Source organism: Shimwellia pseudoproteus, assembly GCF_016415625.1.
In the GTDB taxonomy this organism is placed as follows: Bacteria; Pseudomonadota; Gammaproteobacteria; order Enterobacterales; family Enterobacteriaceae; genus Shimwellia; species Shimwellia pseudoproteus.
Window position 1 is genome coordinate 1 of the sequence record NZ_WBXP01000052.1, and the last position, 25398, is coordinate 25398.

Here is a 25398-nt window from a genome sequence, read left to right on the forward strand (position 1 = left end):
CGGAAGTCGCTGTCGTTCTCAAAATCGGTGGAGCTGCATGACAAAGTCATCGGGCATTATCTGAACATAAAACACTATCAATAAGTTGGAGTCATTACCTCATTTTTACTGCATCAATTAGTGTTACCAGACATAATAACAGCCTGGCTATATTATTTATTGTTATTATATCAATGTGTTTTATTATGGATTGTTTTTACAAGGATGTATAAATAAAGTATTGCTATCCATGCAATACCATAATGGCTTATAAAGCTCATCATGAAAAAAATAAACAGGAATAGTATATTTCCAGAGATGAATCCGAGCCACCATCCACCTTTTGTTGTTAAATTTAATTCTCCTGAATACATTAAATAATAGCCAAAAACTATAATAAATATCATGCTGGGTAATATTTTTATCACTTTTTTAATCGGTATTCCAAAAACGACAAATTTGACTTTTTTCCAGCATAGCAGATACATGCCGACTGAAAATAGTGGCCCTGATTTTGTATAAGTAGATGATATTGTTGAGTAAATTAAAAACTCCTCTGAGAATGCCCGGGCATGACCATCACTCATCGTAAAGAGATAAAACAGGATAGGCGAGTCCGGGTTAATAAGATAGAGGGTGAGAATATAAAACAGGGGGAATACCCCAATGGTAAAAGAGATAAGTGAGTATTTTACCAGGCCCCGGCCATTGCTTTCTTTATCTAACATCTCCCCTCCTGCATATGCTGCGCAGAGAGGACGCTAACATGGTGATGTTTTTTTTATTATCGTAATTATTTTATTTACCATCCTGATATGACGCACCGGTTGCTGACTGCGGGAATAGTACCTTGCCCTGAACAGGGTGAGCACCAATAAAAAAACCGCCCGGAGAGGGCGGTTTTTGTGGTCAGCAAAACCCTAATGCAGAACCAGAACTTACAGGGCGCTTATCACGGCCTGTTGTTCAATCAGTTTCGCTTTGGCGTCGTGATAACCCTGCAGCTTCTCACGCTCTTTGGCCACCACCGCTTCCGGGGCGCGGGCCACAAAGCCTTCGTTGTTCAGCTTGCTTTCGATACGGCCAATTTCAGCGTCGATTTTCACCACTTCTTTGGCCAGACGATCCAGTTCAGCGGCTTTGTCGATAAGCCCCGCCATCGGGATCAGCAGCTCCGCACCGTCGATAATTTTGGTTACCGATACCGGGCCTTTATCATCGGCAGGCAGAAGGGTGATACTTTCCAGGCGGGCCATGCTCTGCAGGAAGTTACGGTTGTCGTTAACGCGACGCACTACATCGGCATCGGCATTACGCAGCAGCACATCCAGCGGTTTACCCGGCGCGATGTTCATTTCCGCACGAATATTACGCACCGCCGTGATTGCCTGCTTCAGCCATTCGGTGTCTGCCAGGGCGGCATCATCGGCCAGCGCCGCATCAAACTGCGGGAACGGCTGCAGCATGATGGTATCCGCGGTGATACCGGAGATAACTTTAACCCGCTGCCAGATGGTTTCGGTGATAAACGGAATAATCGGGTGCGCCAGGCGCAGCAGTGCTTCCAGTACCGTCACCAGGGTATGGCGGGTACCGCGTAATTCGGCTTCATTGCCGCCGCTCATTACCGGCTTGGTCAGCTCCAGATACCAGTCGCAGAACTGGTTCCAGGTGAACTCATAAAGAATGCCTGCGGCGATATCAAAGCGGAAGTTATCCAGCGCGTCGCGGTAGGATTTCACGGTGCGGTTGAACTCAGCGAGGATCCAGCGATCCGCCAGGGAGAGCTGCATCTCACCGCCGTTAAAGCCGCAATCCTGATCTTCGGTGTTCATCAGCACAAAGCGGCTGGCGTTCCACAGCTTGTTACAGAAGTTACGATAGCCTTCCAGGCGCTTCATGTCCCAGTTGATATCGCGGCCGGTAGAGGCCAGCGCCGCCAGGGTAAAGCGCAGGGCATCGGTACCGTGTGGCTCGATCCCGTCCGGGAACTGCTTCTCGGTACGTTTGGCAATTTTCTCCGCCAGCTGCGGCTGCATCATATTACCGGTACGTTTTTCCAGCAGATCCGGCAGGGAGATACCGTCCACCATATCCAGCGGGTCAATTACGTTACCCTTGGATTTGGACATCTTCTGGCCTTCGTCATCGCGGATCAGGCCGGTCATGTAGACCGTCTTGAACGGTACCTGCGGTTTGCCATTTTCGTCTTTGATGAAGTGCATGGTCATCATGATCATGCGCGCAATCCAGAAGAAGATAATGTCAAAACCACTCACCATCACGCTGGTGGGGTGGAACTGGCGCAGCGCGTCGGTATTCTCCGGCCATCCCAGGGTGGAGAAGGTCCACAGGGCGGAAGAGAACCAGGTATCCAGCACGTCATCGTCCTGGCGCAGCGCAACGTCGGCACCCAGGTTATTTTCCTGGCGTACTTCATCTTCAGTGCGGCCAACGTACACTTTGCCGCTGTTATCGTACCAGGCCGGGATACGGTGGCCCCACCACAGCTGGCGAGAGATACACCAGTCCTGAATATCACGCATCCAGGAGAAGTACATGTTTTCGTACTGCTTCGGTACAAACTGGATATCGCCGTTTTCTACCGCTTCTACCGCTGGTTTTGCCAGCACCGCAGCGCGCACGTACCACTGGTCGGTCAGCATCGGTTCGATAACCACGCCGCCACGGTCGCCGTAAGGGACGGTCAGATCGTGAGGTTTGATCTCTTCCAGCAGGCCCAGGGCGTCAACCGCGGCAACCACGGCTTTACGGGCGGCAAAGCGCTCCAGCTTCTGGAATTGTGCCGGAATGCTGTTCGGGTAGACGTCAGACTCGCAGCCGTTGGTGTCGAACACTTCGGCAGTGTCACGGATGTCACCGTCAAAGGTCAGAATATTGATCATCGGCAGGGCGTGGCGCTTGCCGACGTCGTAGTCGTTAAAGTCGTGGGCCGGGGTGATTTTCACACAGCCGGTGCCTTTTTCCATATCGGCGTGTTCGTCGCCGACAATCGGGATACGGCGGCCAACCAGCGGCAGGACCACAAATTTACCGATCAAATCTTTATAGCGCGGATCTTCCGGGTTCACCGCCACACCGGTATCACCCAGCAGGGTTTCCGGGCGGGTAGTGGCAACCACCAGATAATCTTTGCCTTCGGCGGTTTTCGCGCCGTCTGCCAGCGGGTAGCGGATATGCCACATGGAGCCTTTGGACTCGCGGTTTTCCACTTCGAGGTCAGAAATGGCAGTGCGCAGTTTCGGGTCCCAGTTGACCAGGCGTTTGCCGCGGTAAATCAGATCGTCCTGATACAGGCGGACGAAGACTTCTTTCACCGCGTTGGACAGGCCTTCGTCCATGGTGAAGCGTTCACGTTCCCAGTCCACGGAGTTACCCAGACGACGCATCTGGCGGGTGATGGTACCGCCGGATTCCGCCTTCCACTGCCAGATCTTGTCGATAAACGCATCGCGGCCATAATCGTGGCGGGTTTTCCCTTCTTCAGCGGCAATTTTACGCTCAACCACCATTTGGGTTGCGATACCGGCGTGGTCCGTCCCTGCCTGCCACAGGGTATTTTTCCCCTGCATACGCTGGTAACGGATCATGGTGTCCATGATGGTCTGCTGGAAGGCGTGACCCATATGCAAACTGCCGGTGACGTTCGGCGGCGGGATCATGATGCAGAAGCTTTCCTGGCTCTCATCGCCATTCGGTTTAAAGTAGCCCTGCTGTTCCCAGTGCTCGTAAAGCGGCTGTTCGATATCTTGGGGGTTGTATGTCTTTTCCATTGTCTGCTATGTCGTTCCGGGCACCGGCGGGGTGGCCGTAGTCAAGTGGAAACCGGCAACGCGGTACGCTTTGTAGCGTTCACGGGCCAGCTGTTTCTGGGATTCTTCGTAAGGAACGAAGTCTATCACTTCCTGGAAAGCGGTGGCAAAATCTACGAACTGAGGCAGTAAGCTGATCAGCACATCCCGGGGAGCGGTGCCCCGGCGCTGTGGCCAGCTCAATTCCACGGGGGCACCGGCCCTGGGGCCTTCACCGGCCAGGTTGTGGGGGACAAAACTGTGGGCATCACGCTGCCAGAGCGCCTCATCCAGACGAATAGCCTGTTGCTCGTCCGCACAGGCGACCAGCACGCGTTTACCTGCCCGCCAGCGTTCTGCGGCAAGGTCGCACACCAGCTGTTCTACGGCGTTAAGGCCGTCAGCGATGTCGTCATTGTCCAGCAGGTAGAAGGTCGCGTTCTTCATTACTTTACCCGTTAAGTTACCTGTGCCGCAGTACACGGCATACGGTGGTATCTGGTTAGTATACCGTTATGCAGATGTTTGCGCTGCATCGGGAGATCGGGACCATAAATGGCAACGGGCCCCCTGATGCTGCCGGAGGCCCGATGTAAGTATGCGCTTACTTATTCTTCGCCATTGAAACCAGAGCGATTGAGCAGGAACTGGGCCAGCAGCGCAACCGGGCGGCCCGTTGCCCCTTTGGCTTTGCCAGAGCGCCATGCGGTACCGGCAATATCCAGATGGGCCCAGTTATATTTGCGGGCAAAACGGGACAGGAAGCAGCCCGCGGTGATTGCCCCGCCAGGACGGCCACCGATGTTTGCCATATCCGCAAAATTGGACTCCAGCTGTTCCTGGAACTCATCCCCCAGCGGCAGGCGCCATGCCCGGTCACCGGACTGTTCGGAAGCACTCACTAACTCGTGAGCCAGCGGGTTATGGTTCGCCATCAGCCCGCTGATATGGTGCCCCAGCGCAATCACGCAGGCGCCGGTCAGGGTGGCCACGTCGATAACGGTTTCCGGATCGAAACGTTCAACGTAGGTCAGCACGTCGCACAGCACCAGGCGGCCTTCGGCATCGGTGTTAAGCACTTCGACAGTCTGGCCGGACATGGTGGTCAGCACGTCGCCCGGACGATAGGCCGCGCCACCGGGCATGTTTTCACAGCCCGCCAGCACCGCCACGATATTCAGCGGCAATTGCAGCTCTGCCACCATGCGCATCACGCCGTACACCGCCGCCGCGCCGCACATATCGTATTTCATTTCGTCCATGCCTTCGCCCGGCTTCAGCGAGATACCGCCGGCGTCAAAGGTCAGCCCTTTGCCGATCAGCACAATCGGGCGCTCTTCCGGGTTGCTGCTGCCTTTGTACTCCATGACCGACATCAGGGATTCATTGCGGGAACCGGCGCCCACGGCCAGATAGGCATGCATGCCGAGATCTTTCATCTGCTGCTCGCCAATCACCCGGGTCACCAGATTGGTGCTGTAAGCGTCGGCTAACTGGCGGGCCTGGGATGCGAGGTACGCGGCATTGCAGATATTCGGCGGCATATTGCCGAGGTCTTTGGTGGCTTTGATACCGGCCGCAATGGCGAGGCCATGCTGGATAGCCCGCTCGCCGCAGGTGAGTTCCCGGCGGGTAGGCACGTTAAACACCATTTTGCGCAGCGGACGGCGCGGTTCAACTTTATTGGTCTTCAGCTGATCAAAGCTGTAGAGCGTCTCCTTGGCGGTTTCCACTGCCTGGCGGACTTTCCAATATGTGCTGCGCCCTTTGACGTGCAGCTCAGTGAGGAAGCACACTGCCTCCATTGAGCCGGTATCGTTCAGGGTGTTGATTGTTTTCTGGATCACCTGTTTGTACTGGCGGTCATCCAGCTCACGCTCTTTGCCGCAGCCGATGAGCAGAATACGCTCAGACAGGACGTTAGGAACGTGGTGCAATAACAGGGTCTGCCCCGGTTTACCTTCCAGTTCGCCACGGCGCAGCAGGGAGCTAATATAGCCGTCGCTGATTTTATCCAGCTGCTCGGCAATGGGGGAAAGGCGGCGCGGTTCAAAGACGCCGACCACGATACAAGCGCTCCGCTGCTTCTCCGGGCTACCGCTTTTTACACTAAACTCCATCCACTACGCTCCTGAATCTTAAAGACAACAGCGGCGGGTATGGATAGAATTACAACCTTTCGTAACGCATGACCGCTGTTGTGATGACTTCGTGTTAATCTTAAGGTGTTTACGGTTTCGGTACGTCTTGTGCTCCCGAAGCGTGCAACCGATGGCTACTCCTGCGCATTCAGGCTGAAAAATCCGCAACTGAGGTGTAACGAGTATAATCTTAGCGATGTTTTTCAACGACTCTAGAGCATAAATGACGTTTAAGCGATGAAACAAGCAATTTTCCAGCAAAAAGACTCGTTTTCACAGGCGTATTTAATGTGATTATCATAAAATATCTCGTCCGGGAGACACTCAAAAGCCAACTGGCGATCTTGTTCATCCTGCTGCTGATTTTTTTCTGTCAAAAGCTGGTGAAGATCCTCGGTGCGGCGGTTGACGGTGAAATCCCCACTAATTTAGTCCTTTCTTTGTTGGGGCTGGGCTTGCCTGAAATGCTCCAGCTTATCTTACCCCTTAGCCTGTTTATGGGCCTGCTGATGACCTTCGGCAAGCTCTATACTGAAAGTGAAATTACCGTCATGCATGCCTGCGGGCTGAGCGATAATGTGCTGATTAAGGCCGCCATGATCCTCACGCTGCTGACCGGCGTTTTCGCCGCCATCAACGTGATGTGGGCAGGGCCCTGGTCATCACGCCATCAGGATGAAGTGCTGGCGGAGGCAAAAGCAAACCCGGGTATGGCGGCGCTGGCCCAGGGCCAGTTCCAGCAATCCAGTGACGGGAACGCGGTGCTGTTTATTGAAAGTGTAGACGGCAGCACCTTTCATGACGTGTTTCTGGCGCAGCTGCGGCCGAAAAATAACGCCCGCCCATCCGTGGTAGTGGCGGATTACGGCCAGTTAGCCCAGCGTAAAGACGGCGCCCAGGTGATCACCCTGCATGAGGGGACCCGCTTCGAGGGGACCGCCATGCTGCGGGATTTCCGGATTACCGATTTTAAAGATTACCAGGCGATTGTTGGCCACCAGGCGGTAGCGCTGGATCCTGACGATGTCGAACAGATGAGTATGCGCGCGCTGTGGGCTAATGACTCCCCGAAAGCGCGGGCCGAATTCCACTGGCGGCTGACGCTGATTGTGGCGGTGGCGATCATGGCCCTGATGGTGGTGCCGCTCAGTGCGGTGAACCCACGCCAGGGGCGGGTGCTGTCGATGTTGCCGGCGATTTTACTGTACCTGGTGTTCTTCCTGTTGCAGACCTCGCTACGCTCTAACGGGGCGAAGGGCAAACTGGATCCGATGATCTGGATGTGGCTGGTGAACATTCTCTACATTGGGCTGGCGGTGTTCCTCAATCTGTGGGATACCCTGCCGATGCGCAAAGTGCGCGCCCGGTTCTCACGTACAGGAGCAGTGTGATGTTTGGCTTCGGCGTACTTGACCGTTATATCGGCAAAACCATCCTCAACACCATCATGATGACCCTGTTCATGCTGGTATCGCTGTCCGGCATTATTAAATTTGTCGATCAGCTCAAAAAGGCCGGCCAGGGGAGCTACACCGCGATGGGCGCCGGGATGTATACCCTGCTCAGCGTCCCAAAAGATGTGCAGATCTTCTTCCCGATGGCGGCGCTACTGGGCGCGCTGTTGGGGCTGGGGATGCTGGCGCAGCGCAGTGAGCTGGTGGTGATGCAGGCCTCCGGCTATACCCGGATGCAGGTGGCCGCGTCGGTCATGAAAACGGCCATTCTGCTGGTGTTATTTACCATGGCGATTGGTGAATGGGTGGCCCCTCAGGGGGAGCAGATGGCCCGTAACTATCGCGCTCAGCAGATGTATGGCGGCTCGCTGCTTTCCACTCAGGAAGGGCTGTGGGCCAAAGACGGCGACAGCTTTGTCTACATCGAGCATGTGCGTAATAACAACGAGCTGGATGGCATTAGCATCTACACCTTTAACAAGGAACGCCGCCTGCTGAGCGTGCGCTATGCGGCGTCTGCCCGTTATGACGCGAAGCAGAAAGAGTGGAACCTGTCCCAGGTGGATGAGTCGGATCTGAAAAATCACAACTGGATTGATGGCTCCCAACTGGTGAGCGGCGTGTGGAAGACCAAGCTGACCCCGGATAAATTAGGGGTGGTGGCGCTGGATCCTGATGCGCTCTCCATCAGCGGGCTGCATAACTACGTGAAGTATCTGGAAGCCAGCGGCCAGGACCCGAGCAAGTATCAGCTCAATATGTGGAGCAAGATATTCCAGCCGGTCTCCGTGGCGGTGATGATGCTGATGGCGCTGTCGTTTATCTTCGGGCCGCTGCGTAGCGTACCGATGGGGGTGCGGGTGGTGACCGGTATCAGCTTCGGGTTTGTGTTCTATGTGCTGGACCAGATCTTCGGCCCACTGAGCCTGGTGTATGACATTCCGCCGATCCTTGGGGCATTGATCCCGAGCGCCACTTTCTTGCTGATCAGTCTGTGGCTGATGGTTAAACGCAGTTAGTGATGCCCCGATGATGCGAAAAGCCCGCGGTTGATGCCGCGGGCTTTTTTATGGGCGCGATTTACGGCGCCTTGGGGGGCGGTTGCGGCACCAGCCTCCGGGCGTGCTCCACGGCGCAACTGACCATAAACTGGGTAAGGGTTTGCCCGCTGTATGCCGCTGCGGCAGCGATCAGGGCTTTGTCTGCTTCGTGCAGCCGTAGCGCAATGCGCTGGTTTTTTCGCTGTGTCATTGCTGTCAGACCTCCGGGGATAGGCCGGTATGGCCTGGGGGTGTCCAGGGGCCGGCACGTAAACGTAATGCCGCAGAATAGCGCAGGCGGGCTGCGCGGGCAGTTATCGGGCTGTTGAAAATAGCGATTATGCGCGGCGTGTCGTATTTGCCATATCGGGGCAAAAATAGGGCCGGGCCACAGGCCCGGCCGGATGATAATGCGGCTTAGCGCTTACGGCCGCCCAGCAGGCTGCCCAGCACGCCGCGCACAATCTGGTTGGTTAGCTGGCGGGCGGCGCTTTTGGCCATGGTCTGGACCACACCATCGTGTTTACCGCCCCGGGGGCCCGTGGTGCCAAACAGGATATTTTTCAGATCCCCCATAATACCGTCGTCAACGTCGACGCCTTTCCCGGCCTCAGGGGCATTCTGCTGCTGGGTTGCCCCCTGAACGCCTTTCTGGAGCATTTCAAAGGCGGACTCGCGGTCCACGGCATCTTCATATTTGCCATACAGCGGGGAGTGGTTAATCAGGCCGTTGCGTTCGTCGTCAGTCACCGGCCCCATACGGGAGCACGGTGCGATGACCATCGCCCGTTCCACCATCGACGGGCTGCCTTTTTCATCGAGGAACGAGATCAGCGCTTCGCCGGTGCCCAGCGCCTGAATCGCCTGTTCAGTATCGAACGCCGGGTTCGCGCGCATGGTCTGGGCGGCGGCTTTCACCGCTTTCTGATCTTTTGGGGTAAAGGCGCGCAGGGCGTGCTGTACCCGGTTACCCAACTGGCCGAGCACATTGTCCGGGATATCGGACGGGTTCTGGCTGACGAAATAGACCCCCACCGCTTTAGAGCGGATCAGGCGGATAACCTGTTCAATTTTATCCAGCAGCACCTGCGGTGCGTCATTAAACAGCAGGTGGGCTTCATCGAAGAAGAACACCAGTTTGGGTTTATCCTGGTCGCCGGCTTCCGGCAGCTGTTCGTACAGTTCAGACAGCATCCACAGCAGGGTGGTGGCGTACAGCTTCGGCATCTGGTAGAGCTTTTCTGCCGACAGGATATTGACGATCCCTTTGCCGCTGGCGTCGGTTTTCATCCAGTCGCGGATGTCGAGCATCGGCTCGCCAAAGAAATGCCCGGCCCCTTCCTGCTCAAGGGACAGCAGCGCGCGCTGGATGGCCCCCACAGAGGCGGGGCTGATATTGCCATACTGGTTCTGGAAGGCTTTGGCATTGTCCCCAACGTACTGGGTGAGGGCGCGCAGATCTTTAAAGTCCAGCAGTAGCAGGCCCTGTTCATCCGCCACCCGGAAGATGATATTCAGCACCCCGGTCTGGATGTCGTTCAGATTGAGCAACCGGGCCAGCAGCAGCGGCCCGAGGTCCGACACGGTGGCCCGCACCGGGTGGCCCTTCTCACCAAAAATATCCCACAGCACCACCGGGTTACTGTGTGGCTGCCAGTCAGTCACGCCGATGTTCTTTAGCCTGGCGAGCAGCTTGTCTGATGCGGTGCCGTCCTCGGCAATCCCGGTCAGATCGCCTTTGACGTCGGCCATAAATACCGGCACGCCGATTTCCGAAAAGGACTCGGCCATTTTTTGCAGCGTGACAGTTTTACCGGTGCCGGTGGCGCCGGTAATCAGCCCGTGGCGGTTCGCCATATGCGGCAGCAGGTTCAGGGTTTTGTCCGCGGTGCGGGCAATCAGCAGTGAATCGGTCATTCACGTTTCCTTACAGGGGTTACTCAAAACAGGGGTTACTCAAACAGTATCCATCTAGCATAGCCCGGTCACGCCGCCAGTACAGCGGGGAATACACTGAAATGCGTGCCGTTATCCGCTAAAAAAATGTTTTTGCAGCACCCGGGCTGCCTTACTGGAAGCTGGCTCTAGAAACGCGGTAAAACCCGATCGCCGGGCTGGTATTACCCCGGCGCAGGGCGGTACTGTGTGTGGGCGTTAGCGGGGCCGTAGCACCACAATCCCGGGATACCGTTGCAGATAGCGGCGCAGCGGGGTGTCGGCCACTTTCATATTGCGTTCCAGGAAGGAGGCATTACGGAAGATAAGCTGGCCATTTTGGTGGAGCGCGATCCCGGAGTGGGTGACATCCAGGCCGGCCTTCGGGGTGTAGATGCCAATCAGATCACCATCCTGGATCCCCTCCAGTACCCGATCTGTCACCTGGGCGGTGGGTATCCAGGTAATGGTGCGCGGCACCACCGGGATCCCCGGTAACCACAGGGTGCCGTCGCTTTTGCGGTTCAGGGTTTTGGTGGTGCGCATAACGTGGCTGGTTAGCGTGGCGGTGATATCCACTGCATTCTGCGGCAGGGTGCTGGACCAGTCCGAGAAAAAGTGTTTGCGCTGGCTGTAGGCCACCTGGCTGTCTTTATAACGGGTGGCGACCAGGCTTTGCAGGAAACTGTCGCGGTCCGTGGCGTGGGCGAGGGCGTGGAGGTATTCCAGCAGCGTCAGGCAGTCTACCGCGTTGAAATTCACCACCAGGGTTTCGGGCACTACCGGTGAGCCCACCAGGGTGTTGGCCCGGTATGGGGTATTCACAAAGGCCGCGGACAGCCTGGCCTGGCGTTCACCGGGGCTGTCATCCTGTGCCGCCGCGGCGTTCTGGGTGAGCAGGGTATCCAGCCGCTGGCTGGTGGTACTGTCCATCACCAGATCACGGGCAACACTGCTGGCGCTGATACAACACAGGGCGAATGCCGCCGCCCGATACGCTTTGATCACGTTCTCTTACCTGTGAGACGGGTTCGCAATGCCCGGTGGTGGGGCATCGTCGACAGGACTAAAAACGGCCCCGTAAACACATCACGGGACCGGGATTGCGGTAAACCACCGCGCAGGCAGGGTACCTGCCCGGCGCTGTACCAACGCTAAATAACTAACGCGCTGGCGGCTAAAAATCCGCTTTCAGCACCACGCGGTAGCGGGCTTTGCCTTCGCGAACGTGCTGCAGGGCATCGTTAATTTTCGACATCGGATACAGCTCTGTAGTGGCGGTGACGCCGGTGCGGCCCGCCAGCTTCATCAGCTTACGCAGTTCCGCCGGGGAGCCGGTTGCAGAGCCGGAGACACTGCGATCGCCGCCGATCAGCGTAAACGCCGGCACCGGCAGTGGCTTCAGTACCGCCCCCACGGTGTGGAAGTTACCGCCCCAGGCCAGGGCTTCAAAGTAGGGCTGCCAGTCGAGATCGACATTAACGGTATTGATTATCAGATCATATTGCCCCGCCAGCGCTTTCAGCGCTGCGGGATCGCGGCTGTTGACCACATGATCGGCGCCCATTGCCCGCACTTCCTGCTCTTTTGCCGGGTTAGAGCTAAAGGCGGTCACTTCACAGTTCATGGCGCGCAGCAGTTTGATGGCGATATGGCCCAGACCACCAATGCCGATGACCCCCACCCGGCTGGTGGTGGTGATATGGTGCATCAGCAGCGGTTTGAACACGGTAATACCGCCGCACAGCAGCGGCCCGGCGGATTCGATATCAATGCTGTCCGGCAGCGGGATAACCCATTGCCAGTCGGCGCGGATCTTCTCGGCAAAGCCGCCGCGGTTGATGATGGTTGGGGTTGTGCCTTCCAGGCAGTTCATCTGGTTGCCGCTGATGCAGGCATCACAGTGGCCGCAGCTGCGCGCTGTCCAGCCGATGCCCACCCGATGGCCGATTTTCAGGCCCTTATGCTGTGCCGCGTTGCCCAGGGCAGTGACGTGACCAATGACTTCGTGACCGGCAACCAGCGGGTAGCTGGACATGCCCCATTCGTTATCGATCATCGACAGGTCCGAGTGGCAAATACCGCAATAATCGACGGTGACTTCGACATCCTCTGCCGCCAGTTCCCCGGCATCGAATTCCCAGAGTTCGAGCCCGGCACCGGCTGCTTTGGCTGCATAGCTTTTGATGATAGTCATTGGTTTTCCTCATAAGGCTGAGTGGATGCTGCTCTGACACGTTCTGACAAGTGTAGTTGAGCTGGCTGGACGGGATGTTACTCCTGAGGGCCGCAAAGCGGCAGGGGGCAGTGGCGGCTGATAGCACAATAAATACCGTGGCGGGGCGGGGAAATAAGGGCCGATCTGCTTTCGCCAGGCCGGTGGGGAAAAAACAGTCGCCGGCCAGCGCTACATGCCGCTGCCATAACCGGATATACTCACCGCCATCGACGGCATATTGCTTAGGAACCTCATGAGCGACTCAAAGACAACAACGGATGTTCAGAATGCGGATACCCCGTTTCACCGTGAAGCGTTCCCGTTCTACTGGATTGTGAACGTCTATGCGCGTTACACCCAGGTCATGGAAGGGCGACTGAAAACGATACAGCTCGACGTGTCGCGTTTTCGGGTGCTGATGATCACCCACCAGTATGGCAAAGCCAGTATTTCCCAGATTTCGGAATACGCGATGGCGAAGATGCCCACGGTGACAAAAATTGTCGGCCGCCTGCGTGATGATGGCCTGGTGACCACCGCCAGCAGCGAGCAAGACGCCCGGGTCACTGAGGTGATGCTTACCCCCGCCGGAAAGGAAAAAATCGAACAGGCCCACAGCCTGGCACAGAAAGTGTTCGATAAAGGCTTTAAAGGCATGAGCAGCGCGCAGGTGGAAAAAATGAATCAGTCGCTGGCCAACGTGCTGGGGAATCTTAACGAGCTGTGAGCGGCTTTCGGGCACATATTCAAATTTGTGATCCGGCTAAACTTTCCTTATAACCCGCTGTAAAAGCGATACTTTATTCTTATCTGTTGCCGGGTGCGCTACCCGGCAGCAGATCCCATTGCCGCTATTTTCTCACGATAATCCAGTTAGTTACCGTAATAGCCACAAATATGTTTTGGTTGTTTTGTTGTTATTTTAATGTAAAAATAACGTGAAAATTTACTTGAATATTCACGTGAATATTTCATGATTAATTCACCCTCAGGGATAAAACCGCAGCAATGACTGCCTCCCCTGAATGTGATTCCTATTTTCTGGTCAGGGTGTTAATCATGAAACCCATTTTTGAGAGCAATGGTTATGTCGCGCAGTTTACGCTTGGTAGTGGTGCGCTGCGCTTTGCCGTTAAAGACACGCTGGATGTGGCCGGTTACCCCACCCGCGCGGGGTGCCCGGCACTGGCTGATGCCCCCCCGGCCCGGCAGCACGCCGCCGTTGTGCAGGCGCTGCTGGATAACGGCTGCCGGCTGACGGGGAAGACCACCCTCCATGAGCTGGCCTTCGGCGTGACCGGGATTAACCCCTGGAGCGGCACGCCGGTTAACCCTCACTATCCTGACCTGATCCCCGGCGGCTCCTCCAGCGGCTCCGCGGCGGTGGTGGCCTCTGGCGAGGTAGATTTCGCCCTCGGTACCGACACCGGCGGCTCTGTTCGTATGCCCGCCGCCTGCTGCGGTGTGCTGGGGCTTAAACCCGGCTATGGCGTACTCAGCCGCCAGGGGGTATTACCGCCCTACAGTTCCCTGGATTGCGTGGGCATTTTTGCCCGCGAACCCGACATATTGCGCCAGGTACTGAGCCATTTATCCATCAAGGTGGGCGCCCCCCTGGCGCAGTTACCGGCGATGGGCTTTGTTGCGGCGGCCGAGCCGGAAATCGACCAGCTGCTGCTGAATACCCTTTCCCGTCACGGCATTCAGCCACAATTCACCGATTTGCCGCTGCTGGAGGAGGCCCACCGCGCCGGGCTGGCGATTATCAACCGCGAAAACTGGCAGGCGTTTCACGGGCTGCTAAGCACGCAGCGGGTATCCCCGGACGTGGCCAGCCGTATCCAGCGTGGTGAGTCCGTTAGCGCGGCAGCACTCGCCGGGGTGGAGGCGGTACGCGTGCAGTTCACAGCCCAGGTGGATGCCTGTCTTGCCCGGACACCGCTGCTGGCGCTGGCGACCCTGCCGGATCTTCCACCGACACTCACGCAGGCGGAAGACCCGCTCAGCGTGGTGAACCTGACGCGCCTCGTCAGGCCATTTAACCTCAGCGGCCACCCGGCGCTCACGCTACCGATGGGTGAGCTACACGGCCGGCCGGTGGCGCTACAACTGGTGGTGGGCACAGGCCAGGAAGGGGCTTTAATACAGGCCGCTGAGTGGCTGATGCGGCGCCGTATCTGACCCATTTCTCACTGTTATTACCTTACCCGTTCGCGCAATGAGTGGTACGCGTTGCGGCATCCTGCGCCTTTTTTTCGCCGGTAAACGTTATTCGGGAGTCAGCTATGTCTGTCGTACAGGTCCGTGAAGCACTTGTTCCGTTACTGAATGAAATCACCGCCCGCAGCGCCGAGTTTGAACGCCAGCGCCATATTTCGGACGACATTATCAGCCGTTTTAAACAGGTGGGGGTTTACCGGGCGCTGGTGCCGAAAATCTATGGTGGCGATGAGTGCTCCCCGGCACAGTTTTGTGAATTGATTGAACAGATTGCCACCGCCGATGGCTCTGCGGGCTGGGTCGCAAGCTTCGGGATGAGCCCGTTTTACCTCGGCGCCTTACCGCCGGATACCCTGACAATGCTCTACCGCCAGGGGCCGGATGTGGTGTTTGCCGGGGGGATTTACCCCACCCATAAAGCCGCCCGGGTGGATGCCGGATATCGGGTCAGCGGCCGCTGGAGTTTTGCCAGCGGCAGTATGGGGGCATCGGTATTTGGGGTCGGCATTCAGCCGGAGGGCGGCCAGGATCTGCCGCGTATGGCGGTGCTGCCCCGGCGCAGTGTTGAGATCGATCCGGTGTGGGACACGGTGGGGCTGGCCGGTACCGGCAGCCACGATCTGCTGGTGGACAATGCCTATGTTCCCCAGGAGTGGACCTTTATTCGCGGCGGGGCGCTGAATCTGGCCGGGCCGCTGTATCGCTACCCGGTGCTCTCCCTCGCCACCCAGGTACTGTCCGTTGTCGCCCTTGGCGTGGCCCGGGCGGCACTCAATGAAATTTACCAGATTGCCCATCGCCAGCAGTCGATAACAGGGGCACCGCGCCTGGCGGACCGGCCCCAGGCACAGATGCAGATTGCCCGCAGCGAAGCGGAACTGCGGGCGGCCCGGGCCTGGTTCTACGAGGCCATCGACGATGTGTGGCAGCGGCTGCTGGCCGGTGATGAGGCCAGCCAGCAACAGATCAATGCCCTGCGCCTGTCATCGACCCATGTTACCCGGGTGGCGGCAGATGTCGCGCGCCAGGCGCTCGCCCTTAACGGGATGGGGGGCGTGGCCATGACCAGCCCGCTACAGCGCTATGTGCGTGACACTCTGGTTATCACCCAGCACGCCTTTATGGGCGATCTCTCGTACCTCAATGCCGGTACGGTCTTTTTCGGCGGTAACCCTCTGCCGGGTTACCTGTAATTTTCCTGAGGAGTGATCAATGAGCCAGAACAACCTATTACGCGTGCTGTTTTGTATGGGCATTAACCAGAACTTTTTTGACGCCAGCGCCGCAGAGGCCAAACAGGTGTGGGGCGCCTTTGGGGTGATGATGAAAGGAATGGCAGAGATGCCGGGCATCCGGGTGATCGGCAATATGGATGACGACCGGCTGATGGTCGGCCCGTCCACGACATCACCCTGGACCACTTACGTGCTGGCCGATGCCGACACGATCGAGAGCGTGGTGGCGGTGTGCAACCTGCTGCGCACCACCCCGGTAGGGGACAGCGGCAGCAAGCTGTGGAAATACTGCAAGATTGAAGCCCGGGTCGGCCGGGAGCTGATCATTCAGGACTGACGGAGCCAAATCATGAACTCACAGGATGCGCTGCGCCTGCAACAGCTTGAGGATCAGCAGGCTGCCCGGGTTTGCATCAGCGACTATATGCGGCTGTGCGATGGGCTGGACAACCTGCACACCGTGCAGGCCATCGGGGAGCTGTTCACCGGGGACGCCTGCTGGGAAGGGGTGGGCGAGCCTTATGCCACGCGGCTGGGGAAGCACCAGGGGCGCGCGGCGATAGTCGCCATGATGGCGGGCTATGTACGCACTCCGGCGCACTTCACGATGAACGCGCATTTTCTCTGTTCCGAGTCCCTGTTCTGCCAGCCGGACGGCCCGCTGTGCGGGCGCTGGCTGATGCTGCAAACCTCCACTTTTAGCGCCGGGGGATCGCACCTGAACGGGGCGGAAATTAGCGTGGAATTCCGCCGGGAGGCGGGCGTGATGCGCATTCACCATTTTGCCACTCGCAACCTGTTTAGCAGGCCAGTGGATAGCTGGCATACGGCAGATGTCCTGCCGGTACCGGCCCAAAAATAGCGCGTTTGTGACGTGCAGGAGAAAGGATATGCAATGTGATAATCGTGACAGCCGGATCCCGGTAAACACTATTAATAACGGTGAGGTACCCAGCCGCGCAGAGATTGCCGCCCTGGTAAAGCCAGATCGGGTACACACCTCGCTTTATTACTCAGAGGCGTTGTTCAGCCTCGAACTGGATCGCATTTTCAGTAAGACCTGGGTGTGGGTGGCCCACACCAGTGAGATCCCGGAAACCGGCAGCTTTAAGACCACGGAAATTGGCACCCAGCCGGTGATTGTGGTGCGCGACCGCAAAGGCAACGTCCATACGCTGCTTAACCGCTGCCGCCACCGGGCGGCGACGGTATGTGAACACCGCAGCGGCAAGACCAACAGCTTTGTGTGCCCCTATCACGGCTGGGGCTATGCCCTGGACGGCAGCCTGCGCGGCGTGCCGCACCCGGAAAGCTATGCTGACCAGCTGGAAAAAGGCGAGCTGGGGCTGGTATCCCTGCGCACTGAGCAGTACGCGGGGATGATTTTCGCCACCTTCAATCCGCAGTGTGAACCGCTGGCGCAATTCCTCGGCCCGGCGAAGAAGTGGATGGATCTGTTTATGAAGCAGGGGGCTGGCTACCCGATTAAGACCGGGCCTGCACACCGCTTCCGCTTCCCCGGTAACTGGAAGATCCAGCTGGAGAACACCACCGACGGTTACCACTTCCCGGTGGTGCACCGCTCGTTTTTAAGCTCGGTGGATAAGCAGACCGAAGAGATGCTCAACTTTGTTGACGGTAGCGGCTATGTGGAAGATCTCGGCAACGGCCACAGCGTGATGGTGATGATCCCTGAGCTGGTGGATCTGGAGGCGGATCTGGAGGCGCCGATCCCGGCGCGCTTTGCCGAACTGGCGGAGGCCCTGCGCCAGGATCATGACGAACAGCAGGTGCGGCGCATCGTGCGCGCGGTGGGCGGCTCCGGCTTTAACCTCAATATTTTCCCCAATATCGCCTGCTCAATGGCGTTTTTCCGCGTTTTGCAGCCCATTTCGGCGACCGAGACAGAAATCCACCACGCGGTGATCACCATGGACGGCGGGCCAGAAATAGCCAACCAGGCGCGGCTGCGGCTGCATGAACACTTCCAGGGGCCGATGGGCTTTGGCACGCCGGATGATGCGGAAGCCTGGGAACGGGTGCAGCGCGGGGCAACCGCGGGTAATGACCTGTGGATCATGCTCAACCGGGGAATGGCGGGAGAGTACCGCAGTGATGACGGCCTGCGCAGCGATGTCAGTGCCGAAACGGGGATGCGCGCGGCGTATCAACAGTGGAAAAAACTGATGACGGAGGCGGAATAAATGCTAACGCCAGATCCGGTACTGATGTCAGCCATCGCGCTGATCAACCTCGAAGGGGATCTGCTCGATCAGGGCGAGTTTACGGCCTGGCTTGATCTGTGGCAGCGGGACGGCCTGTACATTGTGCCGATCGATCCTCAGGAACGTGATTTTAAAAACAGCCTTAATTATGCCTGTGACGATCACGACATGCGCGAGCGCCGGGTAAAACGGCTCTACAGCGGTGAGTCGATCTCCACCACGCCCCAGGCCCGCACCCTGCGCAGCCTGTCGCGGTTCCGCCTGCTGGCACCGGAAGGTGAGTCCATCGTGGTGCGCGGCGCCCAGTCCCTGTGGGAACACCGCAAAGGCTACAGCCGCCACTATGCGGCGGACATTACCTGGCATTTACAGCCCGGGGGCGATCGCCTGCTGATCAAGCAGAAAGTGATCCGGCTTATCAATAGCGATGATGTGTTGCACAGCATCGGGTACATCCTGTGAGGAACGGATCATGACACAAACCGTATTAGTGACCGGGGCGGCGGCGGGGCTGGGTAACGTGATTGCCAGGCACTTGCTGGGCCAGGGGTTCCAGGTGGTGCTGTCAGACGTGGATGCCGGGCGCGCCCGGCAGGCGGCGGAACAGCTGGATAACGGCGAGGGGCGGGTACTGGCCACGGGGCTGGATATCCGCCAGCCGGAAGACTTTACGCGCGTGCTGGCGGAAACCGTCGCGCGCTTTGGGCGCCTTGAGGTGCTGGTGAATAACGCGGCGCTGACCCTGGCCACGCCGGTGATGGATATCGATCCACAAGAGTTTGACCGGGTGATCACCACCAACCTGCGCGGGACGTTTGTCGGCTGCCAGACCGTGGGCCGCTACTTTGCGCAGCAGGGCTACGGGCGGATCATCAACCTGGCCTCCCTGGCCGGGCAGAATGGCGGTACCGCCTCCGGCGCCCATTATGCGGCCTCCAAAGGGGGATCCTCACCCTGACCAAAATCTTCGCCCGGGAGCTGGGAAAATCCGGCGTCACGGTGAACGCCATTGCGCCGGGGCCGATGGATTTGCCATCGGTACATGCGCTGGTGCCGGAAGAGAAGCTGGCCGGGTTATTACAGATGATCCCGGTGGGGGCCCTGGGGGACGCTGAGTTTGTCGCCCAGGCCGTGGCATTACTGGCCTCACCGCAGGCGTCGTTTGTGACCGGGGCCACCTGGGACATTAACGGCGGGCTGTTTATGCGCTAAGGGGGCGTGATGCTGACACTAACGATTGTTGAGCGTGAGTTACAGGGGGATGTGCTGATGCTGACCCTTGCCCGGGATGATGGCGGGCCATTGCCGCCCTTTAGCGCCGGGGCGCATATCGATCTGCATATTGCGGATCGCTGGGTGCGGCCTTACTCGCTGTGCGGCGATCCGCAGGATCGTCACTGCTACCGGCTGGGGATCCTGAAAGATAGCCAGTCCCGGGGGGGATCGCTGGCGGCTCATACCCTGCAAGTGGGGGATAGGGTCCAGGTGAGCCCGCCGCGTAATCTGTTTGCCCTCGCGGAGGACGCTCCCTATAGCTTGCTGATTGGCGGCGGCATCGGTATTACCCCGATGCTGGCCATGGCGGCGGAGCTTCACCGCGCCGGGCGCGCTTTTGCGCTGCACTACTGCGCCCGCTCCCGCCATCAGGCGGCTTTTGTTGCGCAGCTGGAGAGCGCCCCCTGGGCCGGGCGGGCCTGGCTGCATTTCAGCGATCGGCAGCGGCTGGACATTGACGCGCTACTCAGTGATGTGCCGGACGACACGCAGATCTATGTTTGCGGGCCGGCGCGCCTGATGGACGGGGTGAAGGAACGGGCGGCGGCGGCGGGCCTGCCGGCGGGCAGCGTACATCAGGAGTGTTTTAGTGCAGAGGTCGACACTGCCGGTGCCGCCTTTGAGGTGGTGGCGGCAACCCGCGGGATAGCGGTACAGGTCGGGGCGCAGCAGACCATTGTTGAGGCGCTGGCACAGGCGGGGATTGCGGTGTGCGTTTCCTGTAAGCAGGGGATTTGCGGCAGTTGCCTGACCGGTGTGCTGGAAGGCGAGCCAGACCATCGCGACAGTTATCTGACTGAGGAGGAGAGAGCCGATGGCGATCAAATCCTGTTGTGCTGCTCCCGGGCCAGAGGCCCCCGGCTGGTGATTGATCTGTAAGAAGGCAGTGAATATGACTTTGCAAACAGAATTTCGTAATGGTATGGCGCAGCTGGGGAGCGCCGTCTCGGTGATTACCACCGATGGCCCGGCGGGGAAATTCGGTTTTACCGCCTCCGCCGTGTGCAGCGTGACGGACCAGCCGCCCACGCTGCTGGTGTGTATGAACCGTAACTCATTCGCCCATGACGCGTTCAAACACAACGGGGTGCTGTGCGTTAATGTTTTGTCTGGCGGGCATCAGGCGCTTTCCGGCATTTTTGCCGATGCCAGCCTGCGATCCGGGCAGCGTTTTCAGTATGACGACTGGCGGGTGATGGCGACCGGCGCGCCGGTGTTGTGGTCCGCAGTCAGCAGTTTTGACTGCCTGATCGACACCTGCCATGAGGTGGGCAGCCATTCGGTGTTCTATTGCCGGGTGCAGGCGGTGCGGCTCAGCGAACAGCCCCGTGGGCTGGTCTATTTTAACCGTCGCTACCATACCGTGGGCGACGATATTACGGTGAAAGCCTGACCGGGAGCGAGGCCTGTTTATGAGCAATACGGCAGCAGAACAGTATGATCCGCGGCAGATGCGCAAGCTGGTGGTGGCGTCCGTGCTGGGGAACGCGCTGGAGTGGTATGACTTTTTCCTCTACGGCACGGCGGCGGCGCTGGTGTTTGGCCCGCTGTTCTTTCCGCTGGGGGGCGATCCGCTCCAGGGAACGCTGCTGGCGTTTTCCGGTTTTGCGGTGGGCTTCCTGGCGCGGCCATTAGGCGGCATTGTGTTTGGGCATATCGGGGATCGCTACAGCCGCAAGATGACGCTTATCATGACCCTGACGCTGATGGGGGCGACGACGTTTGTTATTGGCCTGCTGCCGGCGTATAGCCAGATTGGTCTCTGGGCGCCGCTCTGCCTGATTATGTTGCGGTTTTTGCAGGGGGTTGCCTCCGGGGGGGAGTGGGGCGGCGGCGTATTGATGCTGAGTGAGAACGCCCCGGCCACCCGGCGCGGCTTTTTTACGGCCTGGAGCCAGATGGGGGTCTCCGGCGGGTTTGTGCTCTCGGCGCTGGCGTTTTATCTGGTGCAGAAGCTGCCAGAGGCGGAGCTGATGCGCTGGGGCTGGCGGGTGCCGTTTCTGCTGAGCCTGCTGATATTCCTGGTGGGGGTGTATATCCGCAAAAATATCCGCGAGAGTGCGGCGTTCAGCCAGTCCGCACCCGGGGATAAGCATCAGAAAATCCCGCTGCTGGTGTTGATCCGTGAGCACCCGAAGGCGCTGATGCAGGCGATTGCGCTGCGTTTGCCGGAGAACGGTGCGTCTTATATTTTCTTCACCTTTTCGGTGGTGTACGCCAGGCATATCGGTATTACGACGGAGATTATCATCAGTGCGGTGACCATTGCGATGCTGGTGGAGTTTTTCTCTATTTTGTTCTGGGGGGCGCTGTCTGACCGGATTGGCGCGGTGCGGGTGTATTACATTGGTGTGATTGGCCTGCTGGTGATGGCGTTTCCGTTTTTCTGGCTGCTGTCCAGCGGTGCCTATGGCGGGATTATGGTGGCGATGCTGCTTGGCCTGCCTGTGTGCCACGGGGCGATGATCGGCACCCAGCCCTGTATTATGGGGGATCTGTTCCCGGTGCGGGTGCGCTACTCGGGGCTGGCGCTGGGGCATGAGGTGGGGTCGGTATTTTCCGGCGGGCTGGGGCCGATGCTGGCGGTGGCGCTGTTGATGGCGTTTGATGCCGCCTGGCCGGTGTCGCTGCTGCTGATAGGGTATGGGCTGCTGGCCTGGCTGGCGCTGTGGAGTATGGGGGCGGATCAGACCCCGGTCCCGGCGGCCCGTGAGGAGGACCCGCAGCTACCGTGATGGCACGTCATCCGGTGCGGGAAACCGCACCGGCGCAGGGCGGGCGCTGCTTTTATCGCCAGTCGGCAGCAAACTGCGGGGTTTGTGGTTGCGCTGGCAGTTGAAGCAGTTATAATCCAAAACGTTTTCCGTATCCCTTCAGTGCCGAAGTGGCGAAATCGGTAGACGCAGTTGATTCAAAATCAACCGTAGAAATACGTGCCGGTTCGAGTCCGGCCTTCGGCACCATCGGAACATCAATAGACGTCAACGGACGTCTTTTTTTGTGCCTGAAATCCGCGCCACGCAAGGCTTTCCGCGATTCTCCTTTCAACAGAAGTCAATCTGAGTCAACCCACATCAAGTCGCTTGTGAGTATAGAACCGAGTATATATGCTGGTTCGATAATGGTTGTATACTCACGGCGGCACATGGAAGGAGAACTTTTATGGCTCTGACAGATATCAAAGTGCGTTCTGCAAAACCGCAGGAAAAGGAATACACCCTTGTCGATGGGGATGGCATGTTTTTGCTCATTCACCCTAACGGCTCAAAATACTGGCGGTTCCGCTTTCGCTTTGGTGGTAAGCAGCACCTGATGGCGTTTGGGGTTTATCCTGAAACGTCATTAGCTGATGCTCGTCAAAAGAGGGAAGAGGCCAGAAAGCTTGTTGCTGTAGGTATCGATCCCCGTGAACACAAACGTGCAGTGAAAGAAGAGCAGGCGAAAGAGGCGATTACCTTTGAGTCAGTTGCCAGAGAGTGGCACGCAGCAAATAAAAAATGGTCAGAAGAGCATAGCCGACGGGTGCTGAAGAGCCTGGAAGATAATCTGTTTCTAGCTATTGGTAAGCGTAGCATTGAAGAACTGAAGACTCGTGACCTGCTTGCACCTATTAAAGTTGTAGAGGCAACTGGTCGCTTTGAAGTCGCTTCTCGCCTTCAGCAGCGAACAACAGCAATCATGCGCTATGCGGTGCAAAGTGGCTTGATTGATTACAATCCAGCCCAGGAAATGGCGGGCGCAGTAGCTTCCAGTAATCGTGTCCATCGCCCTGCACTTGAGCTGAAACGCCTACCTGAACTGCTCCACCGAATTGACTGTTACACGGGACGAGCTATGACCTGCTTGGCCGTCGAGCTCACCTTGTTAATATTTATTCGTTCCAGTGAATTGCGCTTTGCGCGCTGGTCTGAAATTGATTTTGAAACGGCAATGTGGACTATACCGGCAGAACGAGAAGCTATCGAAGGAGTGAAGCATTCTCAACGTGGTTCTAAAATGCGCACACCTCATCTCGTGCCGTTATCTCGGCAAGCACTGGACATCCTCAAACAGGTTCATAAGGTCAGTGGAAATCGTGATTTTGTTTTCGTTGGCGATCATAACCCTCGTAAACCGATGAGCGAAAACACGGTGAACAAGGCTCTGCGTGTTATGGGATATGACACGAAGGTGGAGGTCTGTGGGCATGGCTTCAGGACAATGGCCTGTAGTTCGTTGATTGAGTCAGGGTTGTGGTCGAGGGATGCAGTTGAACGGCAGATGAGCCATATGGAACGTAACTCTGTAAGAGCGGCTTATATCCATAAGGCTGAGCATTTGGATGAGCGTAGGCTGATGTTGCAGTGGTGGGCTGATTATCTAGAGTCATTAAAGTATAAGTTGATGACACCTTTTGATTACGCAAAGGTCAATAATTCTATTAGTTAAGTATATACTTGTGATGAAAAACCATTGAAATCAAGTGAATGTGTTTTTTTAGTTTTTAGAGGTGATTGGGCTATGAGGTAAAGAGGTTATGATCAAAAATTGAGTTAACATCTTTTCCGATAGTATCTCTATGTTTTTACAAGAATAATTAGTGCAGCCGTAGCTGAAATTTAGGGTGCAACACGACTTAATACAGCATGTTTATGACTAAAAATTTGTCGTCAATACTTCTTTGAATCTTTGTTGCCGCGACAATTTCATACATTAGATAAAGCCCCTGAAGAGTTTGGATGGATGCTATCATTGGCATCGCCCCGTTAAGTGTCGAGCTTGTGCTCTATGGTACTACGCTATCGATAACTATCACCTTAAGTTAAATTTAATGCGGCAAATATTAATTGGAGCGTGAGAAAAATGCACAAAGATCCCTCAATAATAGTTAATGTGAACCTGCGTGAAGCCCGGTTAAAAAAGAAGGTTCGAGAACATTTACAATCATTGGGATTTACAAAATCTGATGCAGGAGCGCTACAGGCCCCAGGAAACACGAAAGAGGTAATCAGGACCCTTCATAGCGCTCAACGGGCTGAGCGACTTGCTGCAAACCAAAATTTCATAACACTCAAGTCCTCAAAATTACTGAAATTTTTTGCATCTGGTAAGGATGTTATTCCTGACAAGATATCGCCTGTTCTTGAGCGGGTGTCATCAGGAACTTGGCAAGGTGATCTGTTTAGGTTAGCGGCATTAACTTGGTCTGTACCGGTTTCAAACGGATTTGGAAGGCGTCTCCGATACCTTGTTTGGGATGAAAGTAATGGAAAATTGATAGGGTTAATTGCTATTGGTGACCCCGTTTTCAATCTTGCCGTCAGGGATAGATTGATTGGTTGGAGTACAGAGGATAGAAGCTCAAGACTTGTTAATGTGATGGATGCGTATGTACTTGGCGCACTTCCACCTTATAATTTTCTGCTTGGGGGAAAACTGGTAGCTTGCCTACTTCGTAGTCGCGAGTTATATGATGACTTTGCAAGAGTGTATGGCAACAGTGTGGGGGTTATATCTCAAAAGAAGAAGAGAGCCCGTCTTTTAGCAATTACAACTACATCATCGATGGGGCGCTCTTCTGTATACAACAGATTAAAACTTGATGGAATTCAGTATATGGAACCCATTGGTTATACTGGCGGCTGGGGGCATTTTCACATACCTGATAGCTTGTTTATTGAATTACGTGATTACCTGCGCGACATGGATCATCGCTATGCAGACCACCATATGTTTGGGAATGGTCCCAACTGGCGTCTACGAACGATGAAGGCGGCTTTAAATGCGCTAGGGAAGGTGCGAACAAGTTCCTGATATGAGATCATCATATTCATCCGGAGCGCATCCCAGAGGGACATCATGAGCCATCAACTCACCTTCGCCGA

General features: G+C 56.8%; 22 protein-coding genes, 1 tRNA gene and 2 pseudogenes. 17 read left to right on the top strand and 8 right to left on the bottom strand.

The features are described from left to right. Window positions 1-84 (top strand): IS1 family transposase (locus tag F9C28_RS17120; RefSeq protein WP_032083315.1); only part of this gene is annotated, 84 nt, incomplete at its 5' end. An 86-nt stretch (window positions 85-170) separates the two neighbouring features. Here the strand turns inward: F9C28_RS17120 and F9C28_RS17125 are convergent. The 4 genes from F9C28_RS17125 to pepA all read right to left on the bottom strand — a co-directional run bounded on the left by F9C28_RS17125 (window position 171) and on the right by pepA (window position 5911). Further along, the gene (locus tag F9C28_RS17125) at window positions 171-707 is read right to left on the bottom strand and encodes a hypothetical protein (RefSeq protein WP_199016508.1); all 537 of its coding nucleotides are present in this window, start codon (window positions 705-707) and stop codon (window positions 171-173) included. A gap of 210 nt (window positions 708-917) precedes the next feature. Then, the gene (locus F9C28_RS17130; RefSeq protein WP_199016509.1) at window positions 918-3773 is read right to left on the bottom strand and encodes a valine--tRNA ligase; all 2856 of its coding nucleotides are present in this window, start codon (window positions 3771-3773) and stop codon (window positions 918-920) included. 6 nt (window positions 3774-3779) lie between these two features. Then, entirely contained in the window at window positions 3780-4238 is a 459-nt protein-coding gene (locus tag F9C28_RS17135; RefSeq protein WP_199016510.1) for a DNA polymerase III subunit chi, read from the bottom strand. 161 nt (window positions 4239-4399) lie between these two features. Further along, window positions 4400-5911 (bottom strand): leucyl aminopeptidase, encoded by a 1512-nt coding sequence (pepA, locus tag F9C28_RS17140; RefSeq protein WP_199016511.1) that lies wholly within the window; start codon window positions 5909-5911, stop codon window positions 4400-4402. 311 nt (window positions 5912-6222) lie between these two features. Between pepA and lptF the strand changes: the two genes are divergently transcribed. Next, window positions 6223-7323 carry an LPS export ABC transporter permease LptF gene (lptF, locus tag F9C28_RS17145; protein WP_199016512.1) on the top strand — a complete coding sequence of 367 codons (1101 nt, stop codon included), beginning with the start codon at window positions 6223-6225 and terminating at the stop codon, window positions 7321-7323. Further along, a complete protein-coding gene (gene lptG, locus F9C28_RS17150) occupies window positions 7323-8405 on the top strand; it encodes an LPS export ABC transporter permease LptG (RefSeq protein WP_199016513.1) in 1083 nt (360 codons plus the stop codon). The genes lptF and lptG overlap by 1 nt, the downstream gene beginning before the upstream one ends. A gap of 61 nt (window positions 8406-8466) precedes the next feature. On the opposite strand, the gene F9C28_RS17155 is transcribed toward lptG, so the two are convergent. From F9C28_RS17155 to ahr, 4 genes are all read right to left on the bottom strand, one after another. After that, window positions 8467-8637 (bottom strand): type II toxin -antitoxin system TacA 1-like antitoxin, encoded by a 171-nt coding sequence (locus tag F9C28_RS17155; protein WP_199016514.1) that lies wholly within the window; start codon window positions 8635-8637, stop codon window positions 8467-8469. A gap of 206 nt (window positions 8638-8843) precedes the next feature. After that, window positions 8844-10343 (bottom strand): helicase HerA-like C-terminal domain-containing protein, encoded by a 1500-nt coding sequence (locus F9C28_RS17160; RefSeq protein ID WP_199016515.1) that lies wholly within the window; start codon window positions 10341-10343, stop codon window positions 8844-8846. Window positions 10344-10580: 237 nt separating this feature from the next. Beyond that, entirely contained in the window at window positions 10581-11369 is a 789-nt protein-coding gene (locus F9C28_RS17165; RefSeq protein WP_332909425.1) for an N-acetylmuramoyl-L-alanine amidase-like domain-containing protein, read from the bottom strand. A 169-nt stretch (window positions 11370-11538) separates the two neighbouring features. Continuing rightward, complete coding sequence (ahr, locus tag F9C28_RS17170; protein ID WP_199016516.1) at window positions 11539-12558, bottom strand: NADPH-dependent aldehyde reductase Ahr; 1020 nt, start codon at window positions 12556-12558, stop codon at window positions 11539-11541. A 274-nt stretch (window positions 12559-12832) separates the two neighbouring features. On the opposite strand from ahr, the gene F9C28_RS17175 reads away from it, so the two are divergent. From F9C28_RS17175 to druA, 14 genes and pseudogenes are all read left to right on the top strand, one after another. Further along, complete coding sequence (locus F9C28_RS17175) at window positions 12833-13306, top strand: MarR family winged helix-turn-helix transcriptional regulator (RefSeq protein WP_199016517.1); 474 nt, start codon at window positions 12833-12835, stop codon at window positions 13304-13306. Window positions 13307-13638: 332 nt separating this feature from the next. Next, window positions 13639-14760 carry an amidase gene (locus tag F9C28_RS17180; protein ID WP_199016518.1) on the top strand — a complete coding sequence of 374 codons (1122 nt, stop codon included), beginning with the start codon at window positions 13639-13641 and terminating at the stop codon, window positions 14758-14760. Between the two features lie 104 nt (window positions 14761-14864). Further along, complete coding sequence (locus F9C28_RS17185) at window positions 14865-15992, top strand: acyl-CoA dehydrogenase family protein (protein WP_199016519.1); 1128 nt, start codon at window positions 14865-14867, stop codon at window positions 15990-15992. Between the two features lie 19 nt (window positions 15993-16011). After that, window positions 16012-16371: an IacB protein gene (locus F9C28_RS17190; protein ID WP_199016520.1), complete on the top strand. Its 360-nt coding sequence runs from the start codon at window positions 16012-16014 to the stop codon at window positions 16369-16371. A gap of 12 nt (window positions 16372-16383) precedes the next feature. Further along, on the top strand, window positions 16384-16896 hold the full coding sequence (locus F9C28_RS17195; RefSeq protein WP_199016521.1) for a nuclear transport factor 2 family protein: 513 nt from the start codon (window positions 16384-16386) through the stop codon (window positions 16894-16896). A gap of 28 nt (window positions 16897-16924) precedes the next feature. Further along, window positions 16925-18238, top strand: coding sequence for an aromatic ring-hydroxylating oxygenase subunit alpha (locus F9C28_RS17200; protein ID WP_199016522.1), 1314 nt, complete (start codon window positions 16925-16927; stop codon window positions 18236-18238). Further along, the gene (locus F9C28_RS17205) at window positions 18239-18721 is read left to right on the top strand and encodes an aromatic-ring-hydroxylating dioxygenase subunit beta (protein ID WP_199016523.1); all 483 of its coding nucleotides are present in this window, start codon (window positions 18239-18241) and stop codon (window positions 18719-18721) included. Window positions 18722-18731: 10 nt separating this feature from the next. Beyond that, a pseudogene (locus F9C28_RS17210) lies at window positions 18732-19471 on the top strand (SDR family NAD(P)-dependent oxidoreductase). A 9-nt stretch (window positions 19472-19480) separates the two neighbouring features. Further along, window positions 19481-20413: a PDR/VanB family oxidoreductase gene (locus F9C28_RS17215; RefSeq protein ID WP_199016524.1), complete on the top strand. Its 933-nt coding sequence runs from the start codon at window positions 19481-19483 to the stop codon at window positions 20411-20413. 13 nt (window positions 20414-20426) lie between these two features. Continuing rightward, a complete protein-coding gene (locus tag F9C28_RS17220; protein WP_199016525.1) occupies window positions 20427-20927 on the top strand; it encodes a flavin reductase in 501 nt (166 codons plus the stop codon). 19 nt (window positions 20928-20946) lie between these two features. Next, the gene (locus F9C28_RS17225) at window positions 20947-22269 is read left to right on the top strand and encodes an MFS transporter (RefSeq protein ID WP_199016526.1); all 1323 of its coding nucleotides are present in this window, start codon (window positions 20947-20949) and stop codon (window positions 22267-22269) included. A 143-nt stretch (window positions 22270-22412) separates the two neighbouring features. Further along, window positions 22413-22497: transfer RNA gene (locus F9C28_RS17230), tRNA-Leu, on the top strand. 199 nt (window positions 22498-22696) lie between these two features. After that, complete coding sequence (locus F9C28_RS17235; RefSeq protein WP_199016527.1) at window positions 22697-23962, top strand: tyrosine-type recombinase/integrase; 1266 nt, start codon at window positions 22697-22699, stop codon at window positions 23960-23962. Between the two features lie 414 nt (window positions 23963-24376). Beyond that, window positions 24377-25306, top strand: a pseudogene (druA, locus tag F9C28_RS17240) (Druantia anti-phage system protein DruA); the annotation flags it as partial. Between the last annotated feature and the right edge of the window lie 92 nt (window positions 25307-25398).

Bases quoted from the DNA above. Each gene is read 5' to 3' on its own strand.
- F9C28_RS17235 (WP_199016527.1), top strand. From the start codon at position 22,697: ATGGCTCTGACAGATATCAAAGTGCGTTCTGCAAAACCGCAGGAAAAG.
- F9C28_RS17180 (WP_199016518.1), top strand. From the start codon at position 13,639: ATGAAACCCATTTTTGAGAGCAATGGTTATGTCGCGCAGTTTACGCTT.
- F9C28_RS17125 (WP_199016508.1), bottom strand. From the start codon at position 707: ATGTTAGATAAAGAAAGCAATGGCCGGGGCCTGGTAAAATACTCACTT.
- F9C28_RS17200 (WP_199016522.1), top strand. From the start codon at position 16,925: ATGCAATGTGATAATCGTGACAGCCGGATCCCGGTAAACACTATTAAT.
- F9C28_RS17185 (WP_199016519.1), top strand. From the start codon at position 14,865: ATGTCTGTCGTACAGGTCCGTGAAGCACTTGTTCCGTTACTGAATGAA.
- F9C28_RS17175 (WP_199016517.1), top strand. From the start codon at position 12,833: ATGAGCGACTCAAAGACAACAACGGATGTTCAGAATGCGGATACCCCG.
- F9C28_RS17225 (WP_199016526.1), top strand. From the start codon at position 20,947: ATGAGCAATACGGCAGCAGAACAGTATGATCCGCGGCAGATGCGCAAG.
- lptG (WP_199016513.1), top strand. From the start codon at position 7,323: ATGTTTGGCTTCGGCGTACTTGACCGTTATATCGGCAAAACCATCCTC.
- F9C28_RS17135 (WP_199016510.1), bottom strand. From the start codon at position 4,238: ATGAAGAACGCGACCTTCTACCTGCTGGACAATGACGACATCGCTGAC.
- F9C28_RS17130 (WP_199016509.1), bottom strand. From the start codon at position 3,773: ATGGAAAAGACATACAACCCCCAAGATATCGAACAGCCGCTTTACGAG.
- F9C28_RS17190 (WP_199016520.1), top strand. From the start codon at position 16,012: ATGAGCCAGAACAACCTATTACGCGTGCTGTTTTGTATGGGCATTAAC.
- ahr (WP_199016516.1), bottom strand. From the start codon at position 12,558: ATGACTATCATCAAAAGCTATGCAGCCAAAGCAGCCGGTGCCGGGCTC.
- pepA (WP_199016511.1), bottom strand. From the start codon at position 5,911: ATGGAGTTTAGTGTAAAAAGCGGTAGCCCGGAGAAGCAGCGGAGCGCT.
- F9C28_RS17215 (WP_199016524.1), top strand. From the start codon at position 19,481: ATGCTGACACTAACGATTGTTGAGCGTGAGTTACAGGGGGATGTGCTG.
- F9C28_RS17155 (WP_199016514.1), bottom strand. From the start codon at position 8,637: ATGACACAGCGAAAAAACCAGCGCATTGCGCTACGGCTGCACGAAGCA.
- F9C28_RS17195 (WP_199016521.1), top strand. From the start codon at position 16,384: ATGAACTCACAGGATGCGCTGCGCCTGCAACAGCTTGAGGATCAGCAG.
- F9C28_RS17160 (WP_199016515.1), bottom strand. From the start codon at position 10,343: ATGACCGATTCACTGCTGATTGCCCGCACCGCGGACAAAACCCTGAAC.
- F9C28_RS17220 (WP_199016525.1), top strand. From the start codon at position 20,427: ATGACTTTGCAAACAGAATTTCGTAATGGTATGGCGCAGCTGGGGAGC.
- F9C28_RS17205 (WP_199016523.1), top strand. From the start codon at position 18,239: ATGCTAACGCCAGATCCGGTACTGATGTCAGCCATCGCGCTGATCAAC.